The organism is Actinomadura barringtoniae (genome assembly GCF_017573505.1).
Classification (GTDB): domain Bacteria; phylum Actinomycetota; class Actinomycetes; order Streptosporangiales; family Streptosporangiaceae; genus Spirillospora; species Spirillospora barringtoniae.
In genome coordinates this window covers 397,429-422,721 of sequence record NZ_JAGEOJ010000002.1, presented here as the reverse complement: position 1 = coordinate 422,721, position 25,293 = coordinate 397,429, and the positions used below count along the sequence as shown (strand labels likewise).

Here is a 25,293-nt window from a genome sequence, read left to right as displayed (position 1 = left end):
CAGGAGGCATGCGGGCCGACGGTACTTACTCAGCGTGCTGAACAAGCCCTTACTCAGGGGTAAGTGCGGCCGCCGCCGCACGGCTCACTGCGGCCTCTGGACGAGGCTGCCGCGGCCCAGGCCGCGCAGGGACGCGTCCAGTACCTCGGCGGTGTGCGCGACCGCGATGTCGACGCCCTGGCGACCGAGCGCCCCGGCGATCTGCATGGAGCAGCCGGGGTTGGCGGCGACCAGGAGCTCGGCGTCGGTCGCACGGACGTTGGCCGCCTTGCGATCGCCCAGCTCGGCTGCCGCCTCGGGCTGGAAGATGTTGTAGGTGCCCGCCGAGCCGCAGCAGATGTCGGGGTCGGCGATCTCCCGTACGGTCAGCTCCGGAATCCCGGCCAGCAGGGCGCGGGGCTGGCTGCGGATGCCCTGAGCATGGGAGAGGTGGCAGGCGTCGTGGTAGGCCACCGTGACCGGGAGCGGTTTGCGCTCCGCCCGGGGCCCCAGCTCGGCCACGTATTCGGCGAGGTCACGCGTCTTCACCGACAGGGCCTCGGCCCTGCCCGCCCAGGTGGGCTCATCGGCGAGAAGGCGGACGTACTCCTTCATGGCCGAACCGCATCCCGCTGAATTGACGACGATGACGTCCACGGCCTCGAAGGCCACGATCGTGCGGCGGGCGAAGGCGCGGGCCTCCTCCTCGCGACCGGAGTGCAGCGAGAGGGCCCCGCAGCAGCCTTGCCCCTTGGGGATGACGACGTCGCAGCCCTCCATGGCGAGAACGCGTGCGGTGGCCGCGTTCACCCCCGGGAAGAACTCGCCCTGCACGCAGCCGGTGAGCATGCCTACCGTGGCGCGGCGTTCCCCCCGTGCGGCCACACGCTCGGGCAGGCGCGGCGTACGGCCCAGAGGCGGCGCGAGGCGCTCCATGGCGGCCAGGGTGGGGGACAGGCGGTCCAGGAGGCCTGTGCGGCGGATGAGCTTGTCCAGGCAGGACTTCTGGTAGGCGCGCAAGGGTCCGCGTAGGGCGCGCAGGCGCCGGGGGTAGGGGAAGAGCTTGAAGACAGCCTCGCGCATGGCTCGTTCGGCCGGGGTACGGGGATGCTCCAGCTCCACCTGAGCCCGGGTGGTCTCGATGAGCCGGTCGTACTGAACACCGGACGGGCATGCCGTCACGCACGCCATGCAGCCGAGACACCGGTCGAAGTGCTGGACCATGGGCAGGCTGAGGGGCTCGCCCTCGGCGTGCTGCTGCATCAGGTGGATGCGCCCGCGCGGGGAGTCCATCTCCTCGCCCCACAGTACGTACGTGGGGCAGGTGGGCAGGCAGAACCCGCAGTGCACGCAGTCGCCCAGCAGCTTGGGCATTTCCTCGTCAGACGCGGTCATCAGATGCCTCCAACGAAGCGGCCGGGGGAGAGCCGGTGGTCCGGGTCGAATTGGTCTTTGACGCGTCTCATGAGGGTCAGTGCGGCCACCGGCCCCCAGACGTCGGCCTGAGCCCGTACGTCTTCGGGTGCGTAGCGGATCACTGCGCCGCCGTTATGCCTGGCCAGGGCGGAACGTAGCCGGGCCAGGGTGTCTGCTACCTCGTCCGCGGGGCCTTCCATGCCGACGAAGCCCTTGCCGGTCGCGGACCAGCGCACCGGAGATTGCTGTTGGGCCTCGGCGAGGAGCGGGCGGAGTGCGGTGGGCGGTGCGGTGACCTCGACGAGGGTCGTTCCGTCCGGGTAGGCGCCCCACCAGCTGGGCGGCTCCTGGCTGATGTGCGCCTGGGCGCCCAGCAGGTCCGCCACTTGTGTCGAACGGGCCGCCACTCCGTCTGGGACGCCTTCGATGAGGACGCCGATCGCGGTCCCTGAGGCGGACGCGTCGCATTCGAGGGCACTGGGGGCCACGGGGGAGTGGAGGACGGCCTGAACTGCCTCGTGGGCCTGGGACGGGTCCGCGACGGGAGCGGTGACGTAGGCGTGGGCCGTGGGAATGGGGTGGAGGCGGAAGACGGCCTCCACGATGAGGCCGAGCGTCCCGTACGAGCCGGAAAAGAGCCTGCCCAGGTCGTAGCCCGCGACGTTCTTGACCACCTTGCCGCCGGAACGGGCGATCTGGCCGTCCGCGCGGATGAAGGTCAGGCCGATCACCAGGTCGCGAGGGGATCCGTAGAGGAGGCGCAGGGGTCCCGCGGCGCCGGTGGCGATCGTTCCGCCGATGGTCGAACCGGGAAGGGGCGTGTCCAGGGCGAGGCGCTGACCGCGTTCGGCGAGGACTTCTGCCAGGCGTTCCATGGAAAGGCCAGCCTCGGCCTTCACCACCAGGTCCCCGGCCGCGTGTTCGATGACCTTGTCCAGGCGGACGGTGTCCACGAGGAGGTCGCAGCGGCTGGGCGGCATTCCCCACTCCAGACGCGTCTCACCGCCGCGCGGTACGACGGCGAGGCCGTGTTCGGCTGCGACCCGCATGACCTCTGCCGCTTCGGCAACGGACGACGGCTCGGCCACGAAGCGCGGGGCGACCCCGAGGACGCCTTCCGCGGCGTCCGCCGGCCTCACGTTCGCGCAGACCTTCGCCAGCGCATCCAGCGGCCCTTGAGGAGCCGCGTCCTTAGGAGCCTTGGGGGAGGCCTTGCTCCTGGGGGCCGTGCTCTTGCTGGCCTTGGCCTTAGGGGCCTTAGGGGCCTTGGGGGCCTTGCTCTTGGGCGCCTCGTCTTTGGGGGCATCCTCCTGCGAGGGCATTAGAAGATGTCCGCCTTTCCTTCGTACGGATGCGGGCCCTTACGCACGCCGGGCACCTCCCCGCACAGGCGGGGGGTCGGGAAGACCTTCCCCGGGTTGCAGAGGTTCTCCGGGTCGAAGCCGCACCGCACCATCTGCATGGTGTCCAGATCGGTGTCGGTGAACATGCGCGGCATGTAGCGGGACTTGTCGACCCCGACGCCGTGCTCTCCCGTGATGGAGCCGCCGTGCTCGATGCACAGGTCGAGGATCTTGCCGGAGACCTCTTCGGCCCGTTCGGCGGCGCCCTCCTCGGCATCGTCGAAGAGCACCAGCGGATGCAGGTTGCCGTCACCGGCATGGAAGACGTTGGCGACGCGTACACCCGACTCGGCCGAGAGCGCGTCGATGCGGTCCAGGACCTTGTGGAGCGCGGTGCGGGGGATGACGCCGTCCTGCACGATGTAGGCCGGGCTGATGCGCCCGACCGCTGCGAACGCGGACTTGCGGCCCTTCCAGATGAGCGCGCGTTCGGCGTCGTCGGCGGCGATGCGGATCTCGAACGCGCCCGCCTCCAGGCAGAGCCGTTCGACATCGGTGAACTGGGCCGCCACCTCGGTGTCCGGGCCGTCCAGCTCCACGATGAGCACGGCCCCCGCGCCGGGCGGGTAGCCGCAGGCGACCGAGGCCTCGGCGGCCTCGATGGACAGCGCGTCCATCATCTCGATCGCGGCCGGGACCACGCCCGCTCCGATGATCGCCGAGACGGCCGCACCGGCCGCGCCGATCGAGTCGTAGGCCGCCAGCAGCGTCTGCACGGTCTCCGGAACGCGGGTCAGCCGCACCGTGATCTTGGTGGTGATGCCGAGCGTTCCCTCGGAGCCGACGAACGCGCCGAGCAGGTCGAACCCGGGGTCGCCCGCCCGCAGCGTGACCAGGTCCCCGTCGGGCGTGACGATCTCGCAGGCGAGGACGTGGTGGGCGGTGAAGCCGTACTTCAGGCAGTGCGCGCCGCCGGAGTTCTCGGCCACGTTGCCGCCGACCGAGCAGATCTGCTGGCTGGACGGGTCGGGGGCGAAGTAGTAGCCGTACGGGCGGGTGGCGCGGCTGACGTCCAGGTTGATCACACCGGGCTCGACCACCGCGCGCTGGTTCGGGATGTCGATCTCCAGGATGCGGCGCATCCTGGAGGTGACGATCAGGACGCCGTCGGTGCGGGGCAGCGCGCCGCCCGACAGGCCGGTGCCCGAGCCGCGCGCCACGTACGGCACCTTCGCCTCGGCGCACGCCCTGACGACCGCCGCGATCTGCTCGGCGGTGTCGGGCAGCACGACCACGGCGGGCGTCGCGCGGTGGTTGGTCAGCCCGTCGCACTCGTACGTGCGGAGCCGGACCGGGTCGGTGATGACCGCCTCGGCCCCGAGCAGCTCGGCGCAGCGTCCGGCCAGCGCCTGGAGTGTCGTTTCCATCACCCTCCACCTTCCCCCTGGGGAGCGGACCACCGCAAGATCACCAGATTTGGTGATCGACGGACGGGGCGGCGCGCGCCGGAAGCTCGCCCTGGTGTGACGCGGAACGGCTGCAAGATCCCCTCGTCCGGGGTCGATCTCGCAGCCGTTCTCGCGTCGTCGCCTACGGGAAGGTGACGTAGGCCGGGGTGGTCAGGAACTCCTGGTAGTCGTCGGCCAGGGTGACCTGCTTGAACAGCGCGACGGCCTGGTCGTAGCGCGGCTCGTTGTAGGCGTCGCCGAGCTCGGCGCGGATGTTGGCCAGCTCCTCGTCCAGGATCTGCTCGACGAGCTCCTTGGTGACCTTCGGGCCCTCCTTGAGGGAGATCCCGTTGTAGATCCACTGCCACACCTGGGAGCGGGAGATCTCCGCGGTGGCGGCGTCCTCCATCAGGTTGTGGATCGCCACGGCGCCCGACCCGTTCAGCCAGGTGGCCAGGTAGCGCAGCGCGACGTCGACGTTGCCGCGCAGGCCCGCCTCGGTGATGTCGCCCGGGGTGGCCGCCACGTTCAGCAGGTCGGAGGCGGAGACCTTCACGTCCTCGCGGAGCCGGTCGCGCTGGTTCGGCTTGTCGCCGAGCACGCCGTCGAAGACCTCGCGGCAGACCGGGACCAGGTCGGGGTGGGCGACCCAGGAGCCGTCGAAGCCGTCGCCGGACTCGCGGGTCTTGTCGGCCCGCACCTTCTCCAGGGCGACCTTGTTGACCGCCTCGTCCTTGCGGGACGGGATGAACGCGGCCATGCCGCCGATGGCGTGCGCGCCGCGCTTGTGGCACGTGCGGACCAGCAGCTCGGTGTAGGCGCGCATGAACGGGGCGGTCATCGTGATGGCGTTCCGCTCGGGCAGCACGTATTCGGCGCCGCGCTCACGGAACTTCTTGATGACCGAGAAGAGGTAGTCCCAGCGGCCGGCGTTCAGGCCTGCGGAGTGGTCGCGGAGCTCGAAGAGGATCTCCTCCATCTCGAACGCGGCCGGGATGGTCTCGATGAGGACCGTCGCGCGGACGGTGCCGCGCGGGATCTCCAGGGAGTCCTGGGCGAGGTTGAACGCGTCGTTCCAGAGCCGCGCCTCGAGGTGGCTCTCCATCTTCGGCAGGTAGAAGTAGGGACCCTTGCCCTTCTCCAGCTGCCGGCGGGCGCTGTGGAAGAGGTAGAGGCCGAAGTCGAAGAGGGAGCCGGACATGGGCTCGCCGTCGACGAGGAGGTGCTTCTCCTCCATGTGCCAGCCGCGCGGGCGGACCACGATGGTGGCCAGCTCGTCGTCGCCCTTCAGCGCGTACGACTTGCCCGACTTGGGGTCGGTGAAGTCGATCGTCCGGTCGAGGGCGTCGCGCAGGTTGAGCTGACCCTCGATCATGTTGTCCCAGAGCGGGGTGTTGGCGTCCTCGAAGTCGGCCAGCCACACCTTCGCGCCCGAGTTGAGCGCGTTGATCGTCATCTTCCGGTCGGTCGGGCCGGTGATCTCGACCCGGCGGTCCTCCAGGCCCGGGGCGGGCTGGGCCACGCGCCAGGTCTCGTTCGCGCGGACCTCGGCGGTCTCGGGCAGGAAGTCGAGCGTGCCGCCCGCCGAGATGCGGGCCTGGCGGTCGGCGCGGGCCTGCAGAAGCTCCTTGCGGCGGGCGCCGAACTCGCGCTGGAGGGTGGCGAGCAGGCTCAGCGCCTCGGGCGTGAGGATCTCGTCGTACCGCTCGCGGAGGGGCCCGGTGACCTCGATGCCCTCAAGTGCAGCCATCTGCCTGCCCTTTCGTATGGTGAAATCTCAGTTCTGTTCCGTGGAGAACGCTACTCGTCAGTATCGACCCGGTCAAAAGCCGCCGACCTGCCGCCTTCCCGGGGTATCCCCCCACCACGTGGGGATATTCGAGTGACCGCCGACACGGCGCGTGAGACGATCGACGGGAAGAGAAGGTCGCCCTGCGACGTTCGACACAGGTAGACATGAACCAAGCTTTTTCCGCAGACCGGGAGCCCGACATTCGCGACGAGTTCGAGAACGAGTTCGACGAGCCGAACGCCTTCGACACCGGCCACGAGCCCATGACGGGCGAGCTGGACCTCGAGGACAGGCGGGCGCTGCGGCGGGTCGCCGGGTTGTCCACCGAACTGACCGACGTCACCGAGGTCGAATACCGCGCCCTGCGACTCGAACGGGTCGTCCTGGTGGGCGTCTGGACCGAGGGCACGGCCGAGGAGGCCGAGAGCTCCCTGCGCGAGCTGGCGCTTCTCGCCGAGACCGCGGGCTCGGAGGTCCTGGAGGGCCTGTCCCAGCGCCGCACCCGCCCGGACGCGGCCACCTACATCGGCTCCGGCAAGGCGGCCGAGCTCCGCGACGTCGTGATCTCCACCGGCGCCGACACCGTCATCTGCGACGGCGAGCTGGCGCCGAGCCAGCTGCGCCACCTGGAGGAGATCGTCCAGGTCAAGGTGATCGACCGGACCGCCCTGATCCTCGACATCTTCGCCCAGCACGCCAAGAGCCGCGAGGGCAAGGCCCAGGTCGAGCTCGCCCAGCTCGACTACCTCCTGCCGCGCCTGCGCGGCTGGGGCGGGAACCTGTCCCGCCAGGTCGGCGGCCGCGCCGCGGGCGGCGTCGGCATCGGCGGCCGAGGCCCCGGTGAGACCAAGATCGAGCTGGACCGGCGCCGGATCCGCACGCGGATGGCCAAGCTGCGCCGCCAGATCGCCGAGATGTCCACGGCCCGCGACACCAAGCGCAGCGAGCGCCGCCGCAACGACGTTCCGGCCGTCGCGATCGCCGGCTACACCAACGCTGGCAAGTCGTCCTTGCTGAACCGCCTCACCGGCGCGGGCGTGCTGGTGGAGAACGCGCTGTTCGCCACCCTCGACCCGACCGTGCGCAAGGCCGAGACGCCGAGCGGCCGCGCCTACACGCTGGCCGACACCGTCGGGTTCGTCCGGCACCTGCCGCACCAGCTCGTCGAGGCGTTCCGTTCCACGCTGGAAGAGGTCACCGACGCCGGCCTGGTGCTGCACGTGGTGGACGGCTCCGACGCCAACCCCGAGGCCCAGATCGACGCGGTGCGCGAGGTGTTCCGCGAGATCGGCGCGAGCGACCTGCCCGAGCTCGTGGTCATCAACAAGGCCGACGCCGCCGACCCGCTGGTGATCGCCCGCCTGCAGCGCCGCGAGCCCAACAGCGTCGTCGTCTCGGCCCGTACGGGCGAAGGCATGGAAGAGCTGCGCCACGCGATCGAGCGCGACCTGCCGGGCCTGGAGCGCGAGCTGCGCGTCCTGCTCCCGTACGACCGCGGCGACCTGGTCGCGCAGGTGCACGAGCGCGGCGAGGTGCTCAAGCAGGAGCACGTGGCCGAAGGCACCGTCCTTCAGGCCCGCGTCCCCGCGGACCTCGCGGGCGAGCTGGAGCGCTACCAGCAGGACCTGGCCCCCACCACCTGACGCCTCGTCCCGCGGTTTTGCGTGAATGGCTGCTCAATCGCGGGAACGGGCGTAACGTTGCTGGTGGGCGAACATCTAGGGGTCTGGTGGGGCTCCCAGCTCTCGGACGGTGATCGGGCGTCGATCGGGCGTCGCCGGAAGAGAGTCCATCGATCTTTCGTACGGCCGACAACCGGATCCCGTCGATGTGCGTCACTGTTCAGGAAGGTCACCGTTCTCGACGGTCACTGTTCCGGTGCGTCACGTTTGGCGGGCGCCCGGTGCGTGTCGAACACGGCGGAATGCCGCTTTCGACACCTCATGGTGGTCGCCTGACGGTGACAGCTTCTGAATTCCGCTTGACGAGTCTGCGGGAGTCCGTACGGTCGAAGGTCAAAGGGACGGGTGATGGCATCGATGGGGAGCGACCGCGTCATTCGTGGTTTGTTGGCCAGAGGTTGTCGGCCGGGGCGTCGGTGCACTACCGTGACGAAACCGATATCTCCGGTCTCGTTGCTCAAGGTGGTCAGACGATCACCCAACCCTCCAGTGGTGATTCACCGGCACCCAGTCGGTGTTTCGGATCGAGAGCAGGTGGCCCTCCAGATGGTGTCAGGTCCGGCGCCGCGGCGCGCTTTGATCCACTCGGGTCGGTGACCCTATGACGGTACGGCTGTTGACGAACATCGGCAGGCTCTGGACGGGCACCGATGTCTGCAGCAATGCCGCCGTGCTCATCCACGACGACCGCATCGTCTGGGCCGGCCCCGCCTCCGATCTTCCGCAGAGCGTGCCCGGCATCATCGACGACATCGTCGACGTCGACCACGTGGAGAACCTCGGCGGCGGCCTGGTCACGCCCGGCCTGATCGACGCCCACTCGCACCCGGTGTACGCGGGCAACCGCTGGGCCGAGCTGGCGATGCGCACCAGCGGCTCCTCGCACTCGGCGATCGCGGCCGCGGGCGGCGGCGTGAACTCCACCGTCACCGTGACCCGCGGGACCGACCCGTGGACCCTGTGCAACGCCGTGCGCGAGCGCCTGCGCCAGTGGATCCTCGCCGGCACCACGACCGTCGAGGCCAAGACCGGCTACCACCTCACCCGCGACGGTGAGCTCGCCGACATCCGCATGCTCCGGTCGCTCGAGGGCGAGCCGTCGATGCCGCGGATCCACGCGACGTTCCTCGCCGCGCACATCCTGCCGCCCGAGTTCTTCGGCCGCCGCCGCGACTACATCGAGGCCGTCCGCCTCTGGGCCGGCGACGCCGCCGCCGCGGGCGCCGACTCGATCGACGTCTACTGCGACGAGGGCCACTTCACCGCCGAAGAGGCGCGTGCCCTCCTGCTCACCGGCAAGCGCGCCGGGCTGAAGGCCCGCATGCACGCCTGCGCCAACGAGCGCGTCGGCGCCGCACAGGTCGCGGCCGAGGTCGGCTGCGCGTCCGCCGACCTGCTCACGCAGGCGAACGACGACGACATCAAGGCCCTCGCGCACGCCGGCGTCACCGCCACGGTCTGCCCGGGCAGCGCGCTGAACAGCGCCCGCCCGCCGGCTCCCGTACGCGCCATGCTCGACCGCGGCGTCACCGTCGCCCTCGGCACCGACCATAACCCGGGCCAGTGCGGCATCACGTCCATGCCGCTCGTCATCGGCCTGTCGGTCGCGATGTTCGGCCTGAGCGTCACCGAGGCCCTCCGCGCCGCCACGCTGGGCGGAGCCGCCGCGCTCCGCGTGGGCGACCGCGGCTCGCTGGCCCCGGGCATGCTCGCCGACATCGTGCTGTGGGACGCCGACCACGAGGGCGCGTTCGCGTGGGCCTTCGGACTCCGCGCGCTGCGAGTCTGGCGAGGCGGCGTTCCCGTACAGCCGTAAGCCCGGCCGCAAGCCCTCCGACGGCAAGCACCCCGACCGTGAGCCCGCCGAACAACCTGTTACCTGCCGATACGCACGCGTAACAGGTAAGGGGGTAATCTCCCCTCATGGGCAGTGCGGTCGCGGTCGTGACGGACTCCACCTCCTACCTTCCACCGGGCCTGGCCGAACGCCATGAGCTCACGATCGTTCCCATGCAGATCGCCATCGGCGGTGCCGTGCGGAACGAGGGTGAGATCACCGCGGCCGAGGCCGCGCAGGCGCTCAAGGAGTGGCATCCCGTCACCACCTCGCGCCCGTCTCCCGAACGTTTCGCGCAGACGTTCAAGGAGGCCGCCGCCACCGGCGCGACCACCATCGTGTCGATCCACCTGTCGTCTGCCATGTCCGGCACGATCGAGGCCGCGACCCTGGCCGCCGAGGACGCGCCCGTTCCCGTCAAGGTGGTCGACTCCGGGACCATCGGCATGGGTCTGGGGCTCGCCGCCCTCTCCGCCGCCGACCTGGCCCTCCAGGGCGCGGACGCGGACACGGTCGCCGACGCTGCCGCCAGGCGCGCGAAGTCCTCTCACTCTCTCTTCTACGTCGACACCCTGGAGCACCTACGCCGAGGTGGCCGCATCGGCGCCGCCGCTACGCTCTTGGGCTCGGCCCTCATGGTGAAGCCGCTGCTCAACATCGTCGACGGCAGGATCGCCCCGCTGGAGAAGGTCCGTACCTCCTCGCGTGCTCTGTCGCGGCTGGAGGAACTGGCGGTCGCGCAGGCCGCTGACAGCCGCGTCGACCTGGCCGTTCAGCACGTGGCAGCGGCCCCGCGCGCCGAGGCCCTGGCCGAACGGCTCCGCGAGCGCATCCCCAACGTCGACGACGTCTACGTGGGCGAGGCCGGGCCAGTGATCAGCGCCCACGTGGGGCCCGGCATGATCGGCGTCGTCGTGGCCCCTCAGTTGGACTGAAGCTGACGCTGAAGCTGACGCGAAGGCGCCCGGACCGGGAGGTCCGGGCGCCTTCATTGCGGGTGTGTCAGCTGTTGGCGACGACGCAGGTGCGGTCGCCCGCGAACGCGTCGTCCACGGCCCACCAGCCGGAGAGCTGGCCTCGGTAGTGGAGCCGGTAGCGGACGTCGGACTTGCCGTTCGCCTGCGGGATCGGGATGACCTGAGTGGCCGGGCCTGTGGCTCCGGGGAAGCCCTTGGCCGTCCATACATTCGTCCACGTCCTGCCTCCGTCGAGGCTGACGTCGGCGGACGTCGTGGAGTTGATGGCCGGCTTCAGGTCGTTCGAGAACTCGATCGTCGCCTTGGTGCGCTTGGACAGGTTGTAGGACGGGCTGGTCAGGTAGGTGTCCTGGACATGCCCGGCCCCGGTGTGGAGGGAGTCGACGACCGCGAATGTGCCGCTGCCGCCGGTGTGGTTGCCGCGCTTACCGGGGTCGTTGAACACCCATCCGGGCTGGTAGGAGTAATGAGGGATCCGGGGGTCGACGTTGGTCACCTTCCACCCCTTGGGCAGGCGGCCGGTGCCGAAGGCCTCGACGCTGCCGTCGCGCTTCACCTGGTAGCCCTTGGCGTCGCAGGCGAGCCTGACGGTGAGGCCGACGTCGAGCGTCTGCGCGGCCTCGCCGAGCTTGATCTCGCGGGTGGCGGGGTCGTAGCCGGGTGCGGTGGAGGTGAAGGTGAGCTTGTAGGAGAGGTTCGGGACCAGGGGCAGGGTGTAGGCGCCGTCGTCGGAGGCGGTCGTCGTCCAGGTGTGACCGTCGCCGTCGTTGGCGACGATCTTCGCCGGCAGGCCGCCGCCCTTGCCGGAGCCGTCGGTGACCTTTCCGGTGACGTTCACCCGCTGGGCGGGCGTCAGGGAGACGTTCTGGGTGAGCGATCCGTCCTTCGACAGCGTGACGGTGGCCGTGCCGGTCTGGAAGCCGAACGCGGTGGTCGTGAGCTTGTAGTCGCCGGCGCTCACCCGGAACGTGAACTTCCCGTCGGCCCCGGTGGTGAAGGTGCGGTCCATCGGCCCTTCGGCGTGCACGGTCGCGCCCGCCATGGGCTGTTTCGTGGTGGCGTCGGTGACGGTGCCCGACAGGGTGCCGAGACCGGCCGTGCCCATGGTGACCAGCGCGAGCGCGTCGAGCCGGCCCTCGCCGTAGACGTTGTTGTTGGCGGGGGTGCCGCCGCACTGCGTGTCGGGCGTGTCGATCGCGCTGATGTTCAGCAGTTCCCTGGTCTTGGCCAGGTCACGCTGGTACTCCGGCCGCGCCGACCACAGAAGCGCGACCGCCCCCGCGACGTGCGGGGTCGCCATCGAGGTGCCGTCCAGCTCGGCGTACTTGCCGCCGGGCACCGACGAGCGGACGGCGACGCCGGGCGCGGACAGGTTCGGCTTGACCTCCCCGTCCTGGCCCGGCCCCCGGCTCGAGAACGAGGCGATCTTGTGGTCGCTGCCGTACGCGCCGACCGAGTAGTTGACCGTGCGGCTGCCCGGCGCGCCCGACGTCTCGCAGTTCGGGCCGTCGTTGCCGTTGGCCCACACGCCCATGATCCCCGCGGCCGCCCAGGCGAGCTGGACGTCCTCGAACATCGGGTCGTTGGACGGCTGCGAACCCCAGGAGTTGTTCACGATGTCCGGCCGCTTGGCCGGGTCGGGGTTCTGGTTGTCGTGGTCGGTCGGGGCGAGCATCCACTGCAGCGACGCCAGCAGGCTGGTGTCACTGCAGCCGCTGGTCTCGCAGCCCTTCGCGGCGATCCACTTGGCGCCGGGCGCGACGCCGACCTGGGTGCCCTTCCCGTCGTCCCCGACCATGGTGCCCATCGTGTGGGTCCCGTGCTCGTTGTTGTCGCAGGGAGCGACCTCCTTGCAGATGCCGGCCGGGTCGAACCAGTTGTAGTCGTTGGTGAACGTGCCGTCGCCGTTGTTGCCGCGGTACTGCCGGACGAGCGCCGGGTGGTCGTACTGGACGCCGCTGTCCACGCTCGCGACGACGACGCCCTCGCCCCGCCGTCCGGTCTGGCTCCACACCTGGTCGGCCTTGATGTCGGTCAGGCCCCACGGCAGCTCGTTCGCGGCGCTGTGCGCGGTGGCCTTGCTCGGCATCGGCTTCGGCAGCTGGAACGTCCGGGACTGGCGGATCTCCGCCACCCCCTGCATCGCGGCGATCTTCCGCGCCACCGATTCGGGGAGGCCGGGGACGTAGATCGCGTTGGTCGCCCAGTACGTCCGGCCGGTCAGGCCCGCCGCCTTCAGCACCTTCTGAACCGGGCTTTGGGAACGGTCGGCCTCCGACTTCAGGTCGTTCATGACAGTCCGGCCGCGGGCCGTACGATCCTTGATCTTCTTGGCGCCGGACAGGTCGGCCTTGGCGGCCATCCGCACCCAGACGTTCGCCGTGCCTCCCTGGGCGTACGTGGAGAGCACCGTGCTGTCGAGCTTGGACGCGGGCGACACCGGCGCCGCCTTGGCCGAGGCCTGTGCCGAGCCCTGCGCGGGCGAGGCCGCCACCAGGGACGCCGCGCACACCACCGCCGAGGCGAACCCGGCGGTCATTCTCGTGAACCGCATGGCTTATCGCCTTCCGCAGGTCAGGTGGGCGAGAAGAGGGTGGTCGAACCCGAGCGTCGTGCCCGGGACGTTGGACGCCTCAGTGGTCTCGTACAGGCCGACCGCCCACACGTCCGACGGTCCGGTGCCGCTGATGGCCCGGTAGTAGTGGGCGACGCCTCCGGGCTGAGCCCCTTCGGGCACGACCTTCGTCCACGTCGTACCGGTGCGGTGCATCAGGCCTTTGCCCGCGATGGCCCAGATGTCGTTCGGGCCCGCGATGTAGAGGCCGTTCACCATGTCGCCTTGGGCCACGTCGCCGGGCCCGGTGTCGACGGTCCACGTCTTGCCGTCCCAGTGCATGACGACGCCCCGGTAACCGTTGAAGTCGGCCCAGGTGCCCCGGATGCCGCCGACCCAGACGTCGTTCGGGCCCTTCACCACGACGGCGGACGCGGCGGCGTCGGGAGCACCGACGTCCGGCATCGTGACCTCGCTCCACTTCGAGCCGTCATAGTGCTGCGCGTACAGCCTGTGCAGTCCGCCGTTCGGCGGATACTGCCACCCGACCGCCCACAGGTCGGTGGGAGAGGAGCCGTGGATCTTCAACAGTTGCGTGTTGGGGGTCGTGGCCGCCGGGTTGTCGACCACCTTCCACTCGGTGCCGTCCCAGTGCTCGATGAGGGCGCCGGACTCGTCGAGGTAACCCACGGCCCAGGCGTTGTCCGGAGAGAGGGACAGGACGTCCAGGATGGACGGGCGGGTCGATTCCGGGCTCGGCGAGACCGCGGTCGGCGTGAGCGTCCACCGGCCGCCGTCCCAGCGGGCCATCACCGACCTCGCCACGTCGGCGAGACCGGCGCTCGGGTAGGTGACGGTCCAGCCGCTGGACGCGGAGTCGTACGAGCTGGTGGTCACCATGACCCTGGGGTGCTTCGGCGCGACGGGAATCTGCGGCCCGGCGTCGGTGACCTTCGCGCCGTCCCAGGCCGTCTGCGACAGGCCGCCGCCCAGCAAGCTGGAGACGTTCGCGGAGAACCGGACGTCCGTGGCCGACAGCGCGTCGACGTCCTGCACGTCCGTCGAGTCGGCCGGGGACGTTTCGAGCTTCCACTTGGGAACGCAGCCCGCGTTCGCGGGGAGTGTCGTACCGGCGGAGAGGACGCCGGTGACCGCACCGGTGAGCAGCGTGGTGAGGCCCGCCAGAGCCGCCACACGGCGTGCGCGGCCGGGGCGTGCGCGGCCGGGCCGGGGACGTGGGAGGGGGATGAGGTTTCGCATGGTTCGCATGAGTCGTCTCCTAGAAGGCGCCGGTGCCGTTGGGGGCGCCCATGCCGCTCGGGCCGTCGTAGCCCCGGCCGGCGGTGCACAGGTAGCTGCCGGCGCACGAGCCGTTCGCCCCGCTGGTGAGGTCGAACAGGTACCGGGCGCTCGAGTAGAGCCGTCGGGGCGCCGGTGTGGACGAGGTGTTGCCCGCCAGCCCGTACACCCCGGCGATCAGCGCCGACGCCACCGGTGCGCCGGACACCTGGACCCAGCCCGAGTTCGCGGAGTCGTAGGCCGCGACGGGTGTGTAGTCCGCGGCGACGGCCGCGACGTCGGCGACGGTGCGGCGGTCGCCGCAGTCGCCCTTGCGCTGCCAAGCGGGCCGCTTCTCGTACAGCGAGCAGCCGGACGTGGTGCTCCGCCAGGCCGTCTCGGCCCAGCCCCGCTTCGCCGAGGGGTCCCGGTAGAGGTTGGTCCCGCCGACCGCCACGACCGACGGGTAGGCGGCGGGCAGGGCCTCCCGGCCCCCGCCGTTGAAGTAGGAGTTCCCCGAGGCGGCGACGATCGCCACGCCCTTGTGGTCGAAGTGCGCCGCCTGCGCGTCCTGGCCCTCGTACTCGGGGAACCAGCCGTTCATGACCACGACCGTGCGCGCGCCCTGCGCCACCGCCTGGTCGACCGCGGTGCCCTGGTTCGCCAGCGTGTCGTCGTCGGCCTCGACCAGGAGGAGACGGCAGTTCGGGCAGGCCGCCGACGCCATGTCCAGTCCGACCGCGGCGTGCAGCGTCCAGTTCAGGCTGGCGGGCGGCGGGGTCGTCCCGCCCTGCTGGTTGATCCTGCGGAAGCAGGGGAACTCGTCGTCGCAGGCGTGCATGCCGCTGGCCGCCCGGTAGATGGCCAGGTCCTTCTCGGCGGAGGTGTTGCCGAACGGGACCACCACCGCGATCGTGCTCCCGCCGCCCAGCAGGTCGCTGGGCAGCTTGTAGGCGTCCTGAAGATCGGCCGCCGTCAGCCCGCCGGGCGGGGCGTCCTTGACCGAGGCCTTCGCGGAGCGGGGCTTCGAGGGCTTGACGCGCAGCATGCAGTCGGTCTTGGCGTCGTCGGCGGCGCAGACCGGGCGCCCCTGCGGTGAGGCTCCCTTTGCCGCCGCCGTCGCGGTCGTGGACGTCGAGAGGGACGCCGACGCCGGGGATGACAGCGCGGCCAGTACGGCCAGTGCTCCGGCGGCCGCCAGCGCGGCCGGCTTCTTCCTGGAAATCTTCATGTCAGTCGCTCTCCCGCTCAGCCGTCGAGCCGGTAGGCGTGGATGTTCGTCTGCGTGACGGACGCGCCGTCGGTACCGTGCGCGGTGACCCTCAGCGACACCCAGCGGTGCTCCTGGTCGTACGCCGGATGCGTGATCTGCGCGTGGAAGACGCCGGCCGCGTTCGCCGCGGCGTCGACCGGCTTGGACCAGGTGTCGCCGTCGTCGTAGGAGACCTCCACGGTCGCCGTGACGCCGGTCGGTGCCGCCTGGTACTGCTGGTGCGACACCCGGAACCCGACGTCGAACGCCTGCCCTGCCTTGGCGCGGGAGTGCTCGTCCAGCGTCAGGTCGTAGTTGACGAACAGCAGCGGCACGAACGAGCATCCGCGCGAGGTGTCCACACCGCAGAACGCCGTCTTCGGCAGCGTCGCCGCCGCGCCGCCCGGCGCGGACCTGAACGTCCAGTCGGTGGTGCTGACCGCTCCCGGGGCGTTCTCGTCGTTGGCGCTCCAGATCAGCCGGTAGTCCGCGGCGCGCGGCAGCATCGGCAGGTTCGTGGGTCCAAGGTTCGGAGCCTCGGGCTCGATGTCGGAGGTGTAGGCGAGCTCGCCGTTCCGGTAGAACCGGACCCGGTTACCGGTCGTGGCCCAGTAGTAGTGGTGCGTCGGGTCGTTGTCGCCGCCGCCCTTTAGGTACAGCGCGGCGAGGTCGTCCTGGCGGCACGCCGCGCACATCTGGGCGACCGGGGCCTTGGTGTCCTTGCCGTCGTGGGAGCCGGCGACGAGGTTGAACCCGGTGGTCAGGACGTAGTCCGCCGCGATGGACGGCGTCAGCGGCGCGCCGTTCCAGTCCTGCTCGATCACCTGGCCCGGTTTGACCGTCCTCCGCAGGTCGTTGAGCCGCATGCCCGCGTTGAGGTTGTCCGACCACTCCCACACCACCTGGTCGGGGGCACTGCTGTACAGGTAGTCGGTGCGATCCCCAGCGGGCAGGGTGTCGGTGAACCCGATCGATGTCCACGTCCAGGGCAGGAACGCGGTGGCCCAGTAGCCCAACGGCCCGTTCGTCGGGTCGTCCGACGGCAGGTCGTGCAACCGTGCCTTCACCGTGGTGAAGTCCGAGGCGGCCAGAACGGGTGCCTGGTTCGCGGAGATCGCGCCCTCGGACGGGAGCACCATCTTGTAGGTCGGGCCCGCACCGATCTCCTCCCCGGTGCCCGAGGTCAACGAGGTCACCCCCAGGAAGTGCAGCTTGCCCTTGGTGACCGGCTTGGTCGGGGTGACGTACAGGTTCGGGGAGCCGTTGCTGGAGGCCGAACCGATCCGCATGTTGAAGAAGCCGGCGACCGCGCCCATCCCGTTCGCGGGGACGCCCGTCTGGTTGCCGAGCGCGTCCTCGCGGATGAACGACATGAAGTCGATGCGGGGCATGTCCGGCCTCGGGGGCGCGGCGAGGGTCGGCTTGTACTGAACCGCCTTGCGGGCGTCCAGCGTGACCGTCGTGTCCTTGCTCACCGTGATCTCAGGCTCGATGACCAGTGCGGCCCGGTTGCTCAGGTCGCTGGCCGGGCCGGTGAACACGCTCGCCTCGATGCTGTACGTCCCCTCCGGAACGCTGAAGGCGCGCTTGCCGTCGCCGGGATAGTCGAGGGCGAAGTTCCCCAGGCTGAGGCTGTTCACGTTGTGGACGAACCCGACCACCACGCCCGGCTTCCCGTCCAGATCGACGGAGTCGACCGTCAGGTTGTGGAAGCGCACACCTTGCGCCGCCGCCTGTGGGACCGCCTTGGCCGTCGCCGACTGCGCCAGCGGCGGAGCGGCGGGCAGCTTCGGCGCGCCGCTCGGGACCGCCACCCCGACCTGCTTCACACCGGCCAGTGCGGGGACGGAGCCGCCCTTGGCCGCCGTGCGCCAGTTCTTGGCCAGCAGGGCGCCGAGCTTCGCCGACTCCTTCTTGGCGACCTTCGCGCGGACCGTTCCGCCGGAGGACGAGGTGACGCTCGTGCCGGGCAGAGCCTCTGCCTTCGCGGCGGTCGACTTCAGCGTCACCGGCAGCGTCTTGGCGTGCTTGTCGTCGAGCTTCGCCCGCACCAGGTAGCCGACGTCGAACAGCCGCGGGTCCAGCGTCGTACCGAGGTACGGAGCGGCCTTCGCCGGGATCACGTAGGTGTCCCCGCCATAGCTGAACTGGGCGAACGTGCTGCTCTTCTTACCGGCGGTCAGTGGGCTGGCCTGCTGGCTCCCGTCCTCCGCCACGTCCACACGGAAGCGGTCGCCGGTCACCAGCGTCACGTCCGCGCTCTTCACCACCTTCGCGGCGGGTGTCGCGAACGGTGCCACCGGTTGCCGCGTCGGTGGCTTCGGGGCGGACTCCCCGGGTTGCGCCGTCGCAGTCCCGGCGGCCGCCCCCGCCAGCACCACGGTCACGCCGACCGCGACCCCTGCCGTCCCACGCCGTCGTTGTAGATCGTTCTGCCATGGTCGCCGCGCTCGGGAGAGCGCGGCGGTCAGCCGAAATCTGGACACAGATCCTCCTGCCGTTCCTCGGATCACGTGCGGTGGGCTCAGGCGTCCACCCATTCCTCGTCATCCGCTTCGGGATCGTCTGTCTCATCCGCCTCGTCAGGCTCGAGCAGGCAATCGCGATGAGAATTGGACATGGCGTCAGAATCGCGGCGAGCAAGGCACCGGAACATGGGGGAGATCACCCATTCGGCGGATCCCCCGACCGCCCGGAAACCAATGGGGGTCCCCGAAGATCGGCCGCACGCCATGAAGACCAGCAGGTCCCGGCGCCCTGGTGGGGGCGGCATGTCCCGGGCTGGCGCAAGCAGCCCCGGGCCGGGTGGGGTCGGCCGCGCGCCGGATGGTTAGTGGGGCGGCAGATCCCGGGCCGGGTGGGGTCAGCCGCGGGCCGGGCGGTTAGCCGGACGCCGGGTGGGGTCAGCAGCCGCGCGCTGTGTGGTTAGCGGCGGGCTGGGCGGGTTCAGCGGCGGGCCGACTGGTTAGCGGCGGGCCGGGCAAGATCGGCCCCGGGCCGAGTGGGGTTAGCCGCGGGCCGGGTGGTCGGCCCCGGGCTGTGTGGTTGGCCCCGGGCTGTGTGGTTGGCCCCGGGCTGTGCGGTTGGCGGCGGCCTGGGCGGGGTCGGCCTCGGCTGGGTGGGGTCAGCCCGTTGCTGCGTCCGGTTCGTCCGCCGTGTCCGGTGCTTCGGCGAGGTGGGCGGCCAGGGCGGCCCGTGAGCGGAGGCCGAGCTTGCGCAGCGCGGAGGCCAGGTGCTTCTCCACGGTCTTCGGGGAGACGAACAGGCGGCTCGCGATGTCGCGGTTGGTCAGGCCGGTCGCGGCGAGTTCCGCTACCTCTCGCTCGCGGGGGGAGAGTGCGCCCCCGTACCCGCGCGGGCCGCGACGGGCGGCCGGACGGACGGCGGTGTCGATTCCCCATCGCCGGGCCGTCCGCGCGGCTCGTTCCAGGTCCCAGCGGGCGCCCAGCCGTTCGAACGCGGCGACGGCGTCGGTCAGCGCGGCAGCGGCGGCCGCGGCGTCGGTCTCGCGCAGCGCCACGGCCGCGTGCTCACGCGCCCTGGCCGCCTCGTACGGCGCCGGGAGCCGCTCGTAGAGGTCGGCGGCGGCGAGGCTCTCGGCCGCCGCCCGCGCCCCCGCGCCGTCGGTGGCGGCGAGCAACCCCTGCGCGTACCGGAGCGCGGCGGCGGCGAGCGGCGCGTCCAGACCGTCCAACCGGGCGGCGTACCGGCGAACCAGTGCGCGGGCGTCGTCCCCGCGGCCGACCGCGATCATGGCCTCCGCCAGAGCCGGGACGGCCCGTACGCCGACCGGCCACATGCCGCGCGCCTCCCACAGCGCGACGTGCGCGACCGTGGCGGCGAGCGCCTCGCCGGCCTCACCGCACGCGATCGCCGAACGCAGCCACGCCTCCACGATGATCGGCAGCAGCGTTCCGTCGCCCGGCGTGGCCGCGTCGCCGAGCGCGCGCAGCCGTTCGGCCAACCCGGTGGACCGCCCGGCCGCCAGGTCCAGGCAGGCCGCCGCCACCTCGGCGAACATCCATTCGCTCCGGTCGCTGAGCCCGTCGAGCACCTCCGGGACGGCGTCGGCCTGCCCCTCCCACTCGCCGCGCAGGTAGGAGACCAGCAGCAGCGCCGAGCGGCTGCGGTAGGCGATCCCGCCAGTGGGGTCCACCTCGGTGCTGATGTCCAGCGCGGTCCGCAGCGACTCGCGCGCGGACTCGTGATGGCCCGCGTACGCGGCGCTGAGCCCGAACGAGTAGAACCCGTTCGCCCGCCGCGAGTCGAGTTCGGCCGGGCCGGAGCGCAGCCGTTCGGCGAGGTCGGTCCAGCGCGGATCGCCGGTGATCACCCTGGCCATCGCCAGCTTGCCCAGCACGAACTGCCGCTGGGCCGGGTCCTCGATGTCCGGCAGGATCGTGATGGCGCGGTCGATCCAGCTCGCGCGTTCGGCCACGTCCAGGCCGGTGGGCTCGGTGGGCATGCCGAGCGCGAGCATCGCCCACGCCGCCAGGCCCGAGCGGTGGTCCAGGTCCTCCACCGTTTCCAGTACGGTCGCCCACTTCTCGTCCGGGTCGAGGCCCATCGCGTCCAGATGCAGGCCGTACCGGAAACGCAGCTCGGCCCACAGCCGCCGCGGCAGGCCCGGGTCGAGAGCGCGCGTGAACACCTCGCGCAGATCGGGCACGTGCAGCATCTCGAACGACGCCCGCGCCAGCAGCACCGCCAGTTCCGCGCGGCGGACCGGGGTGAGGTCGGCGTCGCGCAGCACGCTCTCCAGCAGGCGCACGGCCTCGGCGTCGTCCCGGAGCTCGATCGCCTGCTCGGCGGCCCGCACCGCGACCTCGACCCACTCCCGTTCACGGCCGGACTTGCGCAGCTGGTGCGCCAGCACGCCGAGCGGCACCCGGTCCAGGTTCCGCACCGCGTCGGCGGCGCGGCCGTGCAGGTCGCGGCGCCGCGGGGCCGGGATGTCCTCGTACACCGCCTGCGCCGCCAGTACGTGCCGGAACCCGAAGTCCGCGCCCCGCTCGGCGATCAGGCCCGACTCGACCGCCTCGTCGAGGCCGTCGGCGGTGCCGTCCCGGGAGGCCGACAGCAGCACGGCCTGCGGAACGTCGGTCATCAGGACCGCGGCGGCCTCCGCGACCGCCCGCGCGCCCTCGGACAGGCGCGCCACCCGTTCCAGCACCGAGTCCCGCACCCGCGCCGGCACGTCCAGCTCCGCGACCACCCGGCGCGCCCACCGGCCCCGCCGCCACGCCAGCGTGCCGCGTTCGCGCAGCAGCGCCAGCAGCTCCTGAACGGCCAGCGGCACACCGGAACCGCGCTCGCACAGGAAGACAGCCAGCTCCTCGGTGATCCGTTCGGCGCCCAGGATCGCCTGCGCCAGCTCGCGCGTGCGCTGCACGTCCAGCGGGGCCAGCTCCAGCAGTACGCGCGTGACCTGCGCCGCGGGCCGTGCCGTCACCAGCCGCAGGTCGGGCCCCGCACTCTCGTCCCGGTAGGTCACCACCACCGACAGCGCGGGCGGCGGACCCGCCAGCAGGTAGTCCATGAACTCGAGCGTCTGCTCGTCCGCCCAGTGCGCGTCCTCCACCACCAGCACAGACCGGCCGAGTGCCGCGAAGACCTCGGCCAGGCCACGGAAGATCCGATGCCGTTCCGCCGCCCGGTCGCCGAGCGGCTGCGGCGCGGGCGGCAGCACGTCCTCCAGCTCCGGCAGCAGCGGCCGCAGCGCCCCGGCGACCCGCGAAAGCTCCGCCCCGGCAGCCGCCGCGTCCTCCAGCGCCGGCCCGGCGTCGCGCAGTACCTCGACGATCGGCCCGAGCGGGAACGGCTCACGGATCGGACGGCACGTGCCGGTCAGCACCCGCACCCCGCGCAGCTCCGGATGGGCGGCCATCTCCGCCACCAGCCGCGTCTTGCCGATGCCGGCCTCGCCCGTGATCACCACCGCCGCGGGAGCCCGGTGAACCGCGGCCAGCAGCCGCGCCATCTCGGCGTCCCGCCCCACCAGCAGGGGCGAGACGATCCGCCCCAAGGTCGACCGACCGTCCACACTCATAGGCCGCGCATCCGCTCTCCGACGCGTGTCTCATGGATTGGACTGCACCCAACGGCCCCGTCACCTCATTAAACCCCCTCAAGATCTTTTACGCCATGGCCGAATTGGTCCCCGAAACACGCCCGTCTCAGGTCGTCAGAACGGCCCGGACGTCGTCGAGACGGCCCGCACCGGCCAGTTATCCACAATCTCGCCGAGGTCTGTCGCGGGCTTCTGACCCCACCTAGCGTCGTACGGCATGAGACACCACAACGGAGCCTCCGACAGGCTCCGCGCGCTGCTGGCCCGCATCCCAGGCCTGGCCCCCGCAGAGCCGCCCGCGGTCTACTTACGTTCGCCGCCTGACCTGCCGGACGACCCGGCACCACGCCTGGATCCCGGCCCCTCCGGCGCCAAGACGCTAGCTCTGGTGGCCGTCATCGCCGCCCTGGCCGCCGCCGGATACCTCTGGATGGCACGCCCCCGCCCAGAGCCGGCCCAGGCGCCTTCTCCCGCAACGTTGAGCCCACCGCCCATCACCACCCAGGCGGCGGCACAGGTCGTCGTCGACGTCTCCGGCAAGGTCCGCCGCCCCGGCGTCTTCACCCTGCCCAACGGCGCCCGCGTAGCCGACGCCATCAAGGCCGCCGGCGGCGTCCGCCCAGGCACCGCGACCGGCGCGCTCAACCTCGCCCGCAAGGTCGTGGACGGCGAGCAGATCCCCGTAGGCATCCGCGCCCCGACCCCCGAAGCCCCCGCCCCGTCCACATCAGGAGCCCCCGGCACCCCCATCGACCTCAACACCGCGACCGCAGACCAGTTGGATTCCGCTCTACCAGGCGTAGGCCCGGTCCTAGCCCAGCGCATCGTCGCCTACCGCACCCAGCACGGCGGCTTCCGCACAGTGGACCAACTCCAGGAAGTCTCCGGCATAGGCAACCGCCGCTTCACCGACCTAAAACCCCTAGTCCGCGTCTAATCCACCCGAGCCCAACATGCCCACGCCCATCCTCCCCAAGCCCGGCCCAGCCGCGTCCGCCCATTCCAGGTCCGGTACGCCCACGTCCCCCCACCCCGGGTCGGGCACGTCCGGTCCACCCACTCCAAGTCCCGTGCGGGCGCGAGCTGATGCGGACGGACCGGGGTTTGGTGCGGAGTGATGGGGCTCCGGGAGCGCTGTGCGTGTGTCGGCGGGTGGAGGGGGTTCGAGAGGCGTCGATCGTCGATGGGAGGTAGGCATGAGCGAGTTGGGCGAGATGCCGCGGCAGCGGCATGATCTGCGGCTCCTGGGGCCGGCGTTGGCGGCGTGGCTGGCGGCGGGTGTGACGCTCGGCCTGAGACCGGTCGTCGCGTACGGCCTTGCCGGAGCGGGTGCTGCGGCCCTGGTGTTCGTGCTGGTCAGAATGCGACGGACCCGGGTGAACAGTCCAGTGCGCGGTCGGACCTGGGCAGGCGCTCCATTGAGCGGTGGGGCCCGGGTGAACGGCCCACAGCGCGGTGGGACCTGGGTGAACGGCCCATTGCTAGGTCGGATTCGGGTGAACGGCCCAGGGCGTGGTCGGACTCGGGTGGGCGACCTGGTCGTGGCGGTGCTGGCTTGCGCGGCCGCGTCGGCTCTGGGGGTCGGATTACGTGGGTCGGCGGTCGCGTCCGGGCCCGTACGGGAGCTGGCGAACGCTGGGCGGAGCTCGGTGGTCGAGGCCGTCGTCACCGGAGATCCGCAGGCCGTCAAGCGGGTCGTTCTCGTGCGGGCGCGGGCGGAAGTCGTGTCCGTACGAGGGCGGCGGGTGGGCGTCCGGGTGCCGGTCCTGCTCATCGCGGCGGACCGGCGGTGGCTCGGGATGGTGCCGAGCCAGCGGGTGCGGTTCATGGCCCGGCTGACGCCGCCGCGTGGGGCCGAGCTGCTGGCTGCCACGGCGATCGTACGGGGACCGCCGATCGTGCTCGGGCCACCGTCGGCCCTGCAGCGGGGCGCCGAGAAAGTACGGGCCAGTCTGCGGCGGGCGGTCGAGCGCCTGCCGAAGGACCAGCGGGGTGTGTTGCCAGGGATGGTCGTAGGCGACACGTCGCAGCTGGATCCTCGTTTGGCCGAGGAGTTCCGTACGGCCGGACTGAGCCACCTGCTGGTCGTCTCGGGAGCGAACCTGGCGATCGTCATCGGGGGAGTGCTCTGGGCGTGTCGATGGCTGGGGTTCGGCCGGAGGCTGGCTCCTCTGGCGGCGGGCCTGGCGGTGGCGGCGTTCGTGGTCGTCGCACGGCCGGAGCCGAGCGTGCTGCGGGCGACCGTGATGGGAGTGATCGGGCTCCTGGCGATGCTGACCGGACGCCGGCGCCAGGGGCTGCCCGCGTTGTGCGCGGCCGTGTTGTTCCTGGTGCTGATCGATCCGTCGTTGGCGCGGTCGTACGGGTTCGCCCTGTCGGTGCTCGCCACAGCCGGACTGCTCATACTGGCGCCGATGTGGCGTGAACGGCTGCGGCGGCGGATGCCCGCGTTCGCGGCGGAGGCGCTGGCGGTCGCCGGGGCCGCCGAGGTCGCCGTCGCGCCGGTGCTGGTGATGCTGTCGGGTGAGGTCGGGCTGGTGTCGATCGTCGCCAACCTGCTGGCCGCTCCGGCGGTGGCGCCCGCGACTCTGCTGGGCGTGATCGGAGGGGTGACCGCGCCGTTCGCGTTACCCGTGGCGCGGGTCGTGGTGTGGCCTGCCGGTCTCGCGGTCGGCTGGATCGTGTGGGTGGCGCGGACCGCGTCTGGCCTCCCGTACGCGGTGGTGCCCTGGCCGGGCGGTGCGCTGGGCGCGATGACCCTGATCGTGGGCGGCTGCTGTGCGGTGATCGTGCTGCGCTGGCGGCGGGTACGCATGATCGGCGGCGCGGCGATGGCCGGTGTGCTGGTCGCCGTGGTCGGGTTGCGAGTGTTCGCCCCGGGCTGGCCGCCGCCCGGCTGGTTCTTCGTGGCATGTGACGTCGGCCAGGGTGATGGCCTCGTCCTGGCGGCGGGACCGGGCCAGGCGGTGGTCGTCGATGCCGGCCCTGACCCCGCGTTGATGGACGCCTGCTTGACGAGGTTGCGCGTACGGGACGTGCCGTTGCTGGTGTTCAGCCATCCTCACGCCGACCACGTGGACGGCGCGGCCGGCGTACGGCATGGACGGACGGTCGGGACCGTCGTGACGACGCCGCGAACGTCGGGCCGGGAGACGAGGTTCGTGTCGGGCCTGATCATGCGGGTCGCAGCGGCCGGTCAACGGTGGACCGTCGGGGATCTGACCTTGGAGGTGCTGGGGCCGATGACGGATGGGCCCCGTCTCTTGTTCAACGACGACGGGACGACCGTCAACAATGCGAGCGTCGTAATGGTGGCCCGGCGGCCCGGGTTCAGCGTGCTGCTGCCCGGTGACGTGGAGACCGAGGCACAGCGGGCCTTGGCGGCGAGCGTCCCGCACGTTCAGGTCCTGAAAGTGCCGCACCACGGATCCAGAAGCCAGGACCCGGCGTTCCTCGCCGCCGCGCACGCGAGCATCTCCATCGTGTCGGTGGGCCGCGACAACGACTACGGCCACCCGGCCCCGTCCACGATCGCGCTGCTGCAAAAGCTCGGCACCCACGTCTACCGAACGGACCAGAGCGGAGACCTAGCGGTCACCCGTACAGCAGGCGGCCTGGCCGTCGTCCCCCACCACACCTAACCCCGCACCCGCGCCCAACAACAT

At 71.3% G+C, this 25,293-nt stretch carries 14 protein-coding genes; 5 read left to right on the top strand and 9 right to left on the bottom strand.

The features are described from left to right. Positions 1-84: 84 nt before the first annotated feature. The 4 genes from J4573_RS05785 to aceB form a co-directional block, all read right to left on the bottom strand. The gene (locus tag J4573_RS05785; RefSeq protein ID WP_208254183.1) at positions 85-1,374 is read right to left on the bottom strand and encodes a (Fe-S)-binding protein; all 1,290 of its coding nucleotides are present in this window, start codon (positions 1,372-1,374) and stop codon (positions 85-87) included. Further along, a complete protein-coding gene (locus J4573_RS05780) occupies positions 1,374-2,717 on the bottom strand; it encodes an FAD-binding oxidoreductase (RefSeq protein ID WP_208254182.1) in 1,344 nt (447 codons plus the stop codon). The genes J4573_RS05785 and J4573_RS05780 overlap by 1 nt, the downstream gene beginning before the upstream one ends. Beyond that, a complete protein-coding gene (locus tag J4573_RS05775; protein ID WP_208254181.1) occupies positions 2,717-4,165 on the bottom strand; it encodes an FAD-linked oxidase C-terminal domain-containing protein in 1,449 nt (482 codons plus the stop codon). Before J4573_RS05775 ends, J4573_RS05780 begins: the two co-directional genes overlap by 1 nt. 163 nt (positions 4,166-4,328) lie before the next feature. Beyond that, positions 4,329-5,936 (bottom strand): malate synthase A, encoded by a 1,608-nt coding sequence (aceB, locus tag J4573_RS05770; protein ID WP_208254180.1) that lies wholly within the window; start codon positions 5,934-5,936, stop codon positions 4,329-4,331. Between the two features lie 206 nt (positions 5,937-6,142). On the opposite strand from aceB, the gene hflX reads away from it, so the two are divergent. The 3 genes from hflX (at position 6,143) to J4573_RS05755 (ending at position 10,432) form a co-directional block, all read left to right on the top strand. Continuing rightward, a complete protein-coding gene (gene hflX / locus J4573_RS05765) occupies positions 6,143-7,621 on the top strand; it encodes a GTPase HflX (protein WP_208254179.1) in 1,479 nt (492 codons plus the stop codon). A 640-nt stretch (positions 7,622-8,261) separates the two neighbouring features. After that, positions 8,262-9,476, top strand: coding sequence for an imidazolonepropionase (hutI, locus tag J4573_RS05760; RefSeq protein WP_151564577.1), 1,215 nt, complete (start codon positions 8,262-8,264; stop codon positions 9,474-9,476). A gap of 107 nt (positions 9,477-9,583) precedes the next feature. Then, positions 9,584-10,432, top strand: coding sequence for a DegV family protein (locus J4573_RS05755; protein WP_208254178.1), 849 nt, complete (start codon positions 9,584-9,586; stop codon positions 10,430-10,432). Positions 10,433-10,499: 67 nt separating this feature from the next. Here the strand turns inward: J4573_RS05755 and J4573_RS05750 are convergent, their stop codons facing one another. The 5 genes from J4573_RS05750 to J4573_RS05730 form a co-directional block, all read right to left on the bottom strand. Beyond that, a complete protein-coding gene (locus J4573_RS05750; protein WP_208254177.1) occupies positions 10,500-13,028 on the bottom strand; it encodes a S8 family serine peptidase in 2,529 nt (842 codons plus the stop codon). 3 nt (positions 13,029-13,031) lie between these two features. Next, positions 13,032-14,297, bottom strand: coding sequence for a beta propeller repeat protein (locus J4573_RS05745; RefSeq protein ID WP_208254176.1), 1,266 nt, complete (start codon positions 14,295-14,297; stop codon positions 13,032-13,034). Between the two features lie 10 nt (positions 14,298-14,307). Beyond that, positions 14,308-15,537, bottom strand: coding sequence for a S8/S53 family peptidase (locus J4573_RS05740; protein WP_208254175.1), 1,230 nt, complete (start codon positions 15,535-15,537; stop codon positions 14,308-14,310). Positions 15,538-15,554: 17 nt separating this feature from the next. Continuing rightward, positions 15,555-17,825, bottom strand: coding sequence for a hypothetical protein (locus tag J4573_RS05735; protein ID WP_208254174.1), 2,271 nt, complete (start codon positions 17,823-17,825; stop codon positions 15,555-15,557). Between the two features lie 857 nt (positions 17,826-18,682). After that, positions 18,683-21,607, bottom strand: coding sequence for an ATP-binding protein (locus tag J4573_RS05730; RefSeq protein ID WP_208254173.1), 2,925 nt, complete (start codon positions 21,605-21,607; stop codon positions 18,683-18,685). 238 nt (positions 21,608-21,845) lie between these two features. Between J4573_RS05730 and J4573_RS05725 the strand changes: the two genes are divergently transcribed. Beyond that, a complete protein-coding gene (locus tag J4573_RS05725; protein WP_208254172.1) occupies positions 21,846-22,565 on the top strand; it encodes a ComEA family DNA-binding protein in 720 nt (239 codons plus the stop codon). A 712-nt stretch (positions 22,566-23,277) separates the two neighbouring features. Next, a complete protein-coding gene (locus J4573_RS05720) occupies positions 23,278-25,269 on the top strand; it encodes a ComEC/Rec2 family competence protein (protein ID WP_307796509.1) in 1,992 nt (663 codons plus the stop codon). The last annotated feature ends 24 nt before the right edge of the window (positions 25,270-25,293 follow it).

Coding starts and splice junctions, on each gene's coding strand:
- J4573_RS05785 (WP_208254183.1), bottom strand. CDS start 1,374: ATGACCGCGTCTGACGAGGAAATGCCCAAGCTGCTGGGCGACTGCGTG.
- J4573_RS05780 (WP_208254182.1), bottom strand. CDS start 2,717: ATGCCCTCGCAGGAGGATGCCCCCAAAGACGAGGCGCCCAAGAGCAAG.
- J4573_RS05775 (WP_208254181.1), bottom strand. CDS start 4,165: ATGGAAACGACACTCCAGGCGCTGGCCGGACGCTGCGCCGAGCTGCTC.
- aceB (WP_208254180.1), bottom strand. CDS start 5,936: ATGGCTGCACTTGAGGGCATCGAGGTCACCGGGCCCCTCCGCGAGCGG.
- hflX (WP_208254179.1), top strand. CDS start 6,143: ATGAACCAAGCTTTTTCCGCAGACCGGGAGCCCGACATTCGCGACGAG.
- hutI (WP_151564577.1), top strand. CDS start 8,262: ATGACGGTACGGCTGTTGACGAACATCGGCAGGCTCTGGACGGGCACC.
- J4573_RS05755 (WP_208254178.1), top strand. CDS start 9,584: ATGGGCAGTGCGGTCGCGGTCGTGACGGACTCCACCTCCTACCTTCCA.
- J4573_RS05750 (WP_208254177.1), bottom strand. CDS start 13,028: ATGCGGTTCACGAGAATGACCGCCGGGTTCGCCTCGGCGGTGGTGTGC.
- J4573_RS05745 (WP_208254176.1), bottom strand. CDS start 14,297: ATGCGAACCATGCGAAACCTCATCCCCCTCCCACGTCCCCGGCCCGGC.
- J4573_RS05740 (WP_208254175.1), bottom strand. CDS start 15,537: ATGAAGATTTCCAGGAAGAAGCCGGCCGCGCTGGCGGCCGCCGGAGCA.
- J4573_RS05730 (WP_208254173.1), bottom strand. CDS start 21,607: ATGAGTGTGGACGGTCGGTCGACCTTGGGGCGGATCGTCTCGCCCCTG.
- J4573_RS05725 (WP_208254172.1), top strand. CDS start 21,846: ATGAGACACCACAACGGAGCCTCCGACAGGCTCCGCGCGCTGCTGGCC.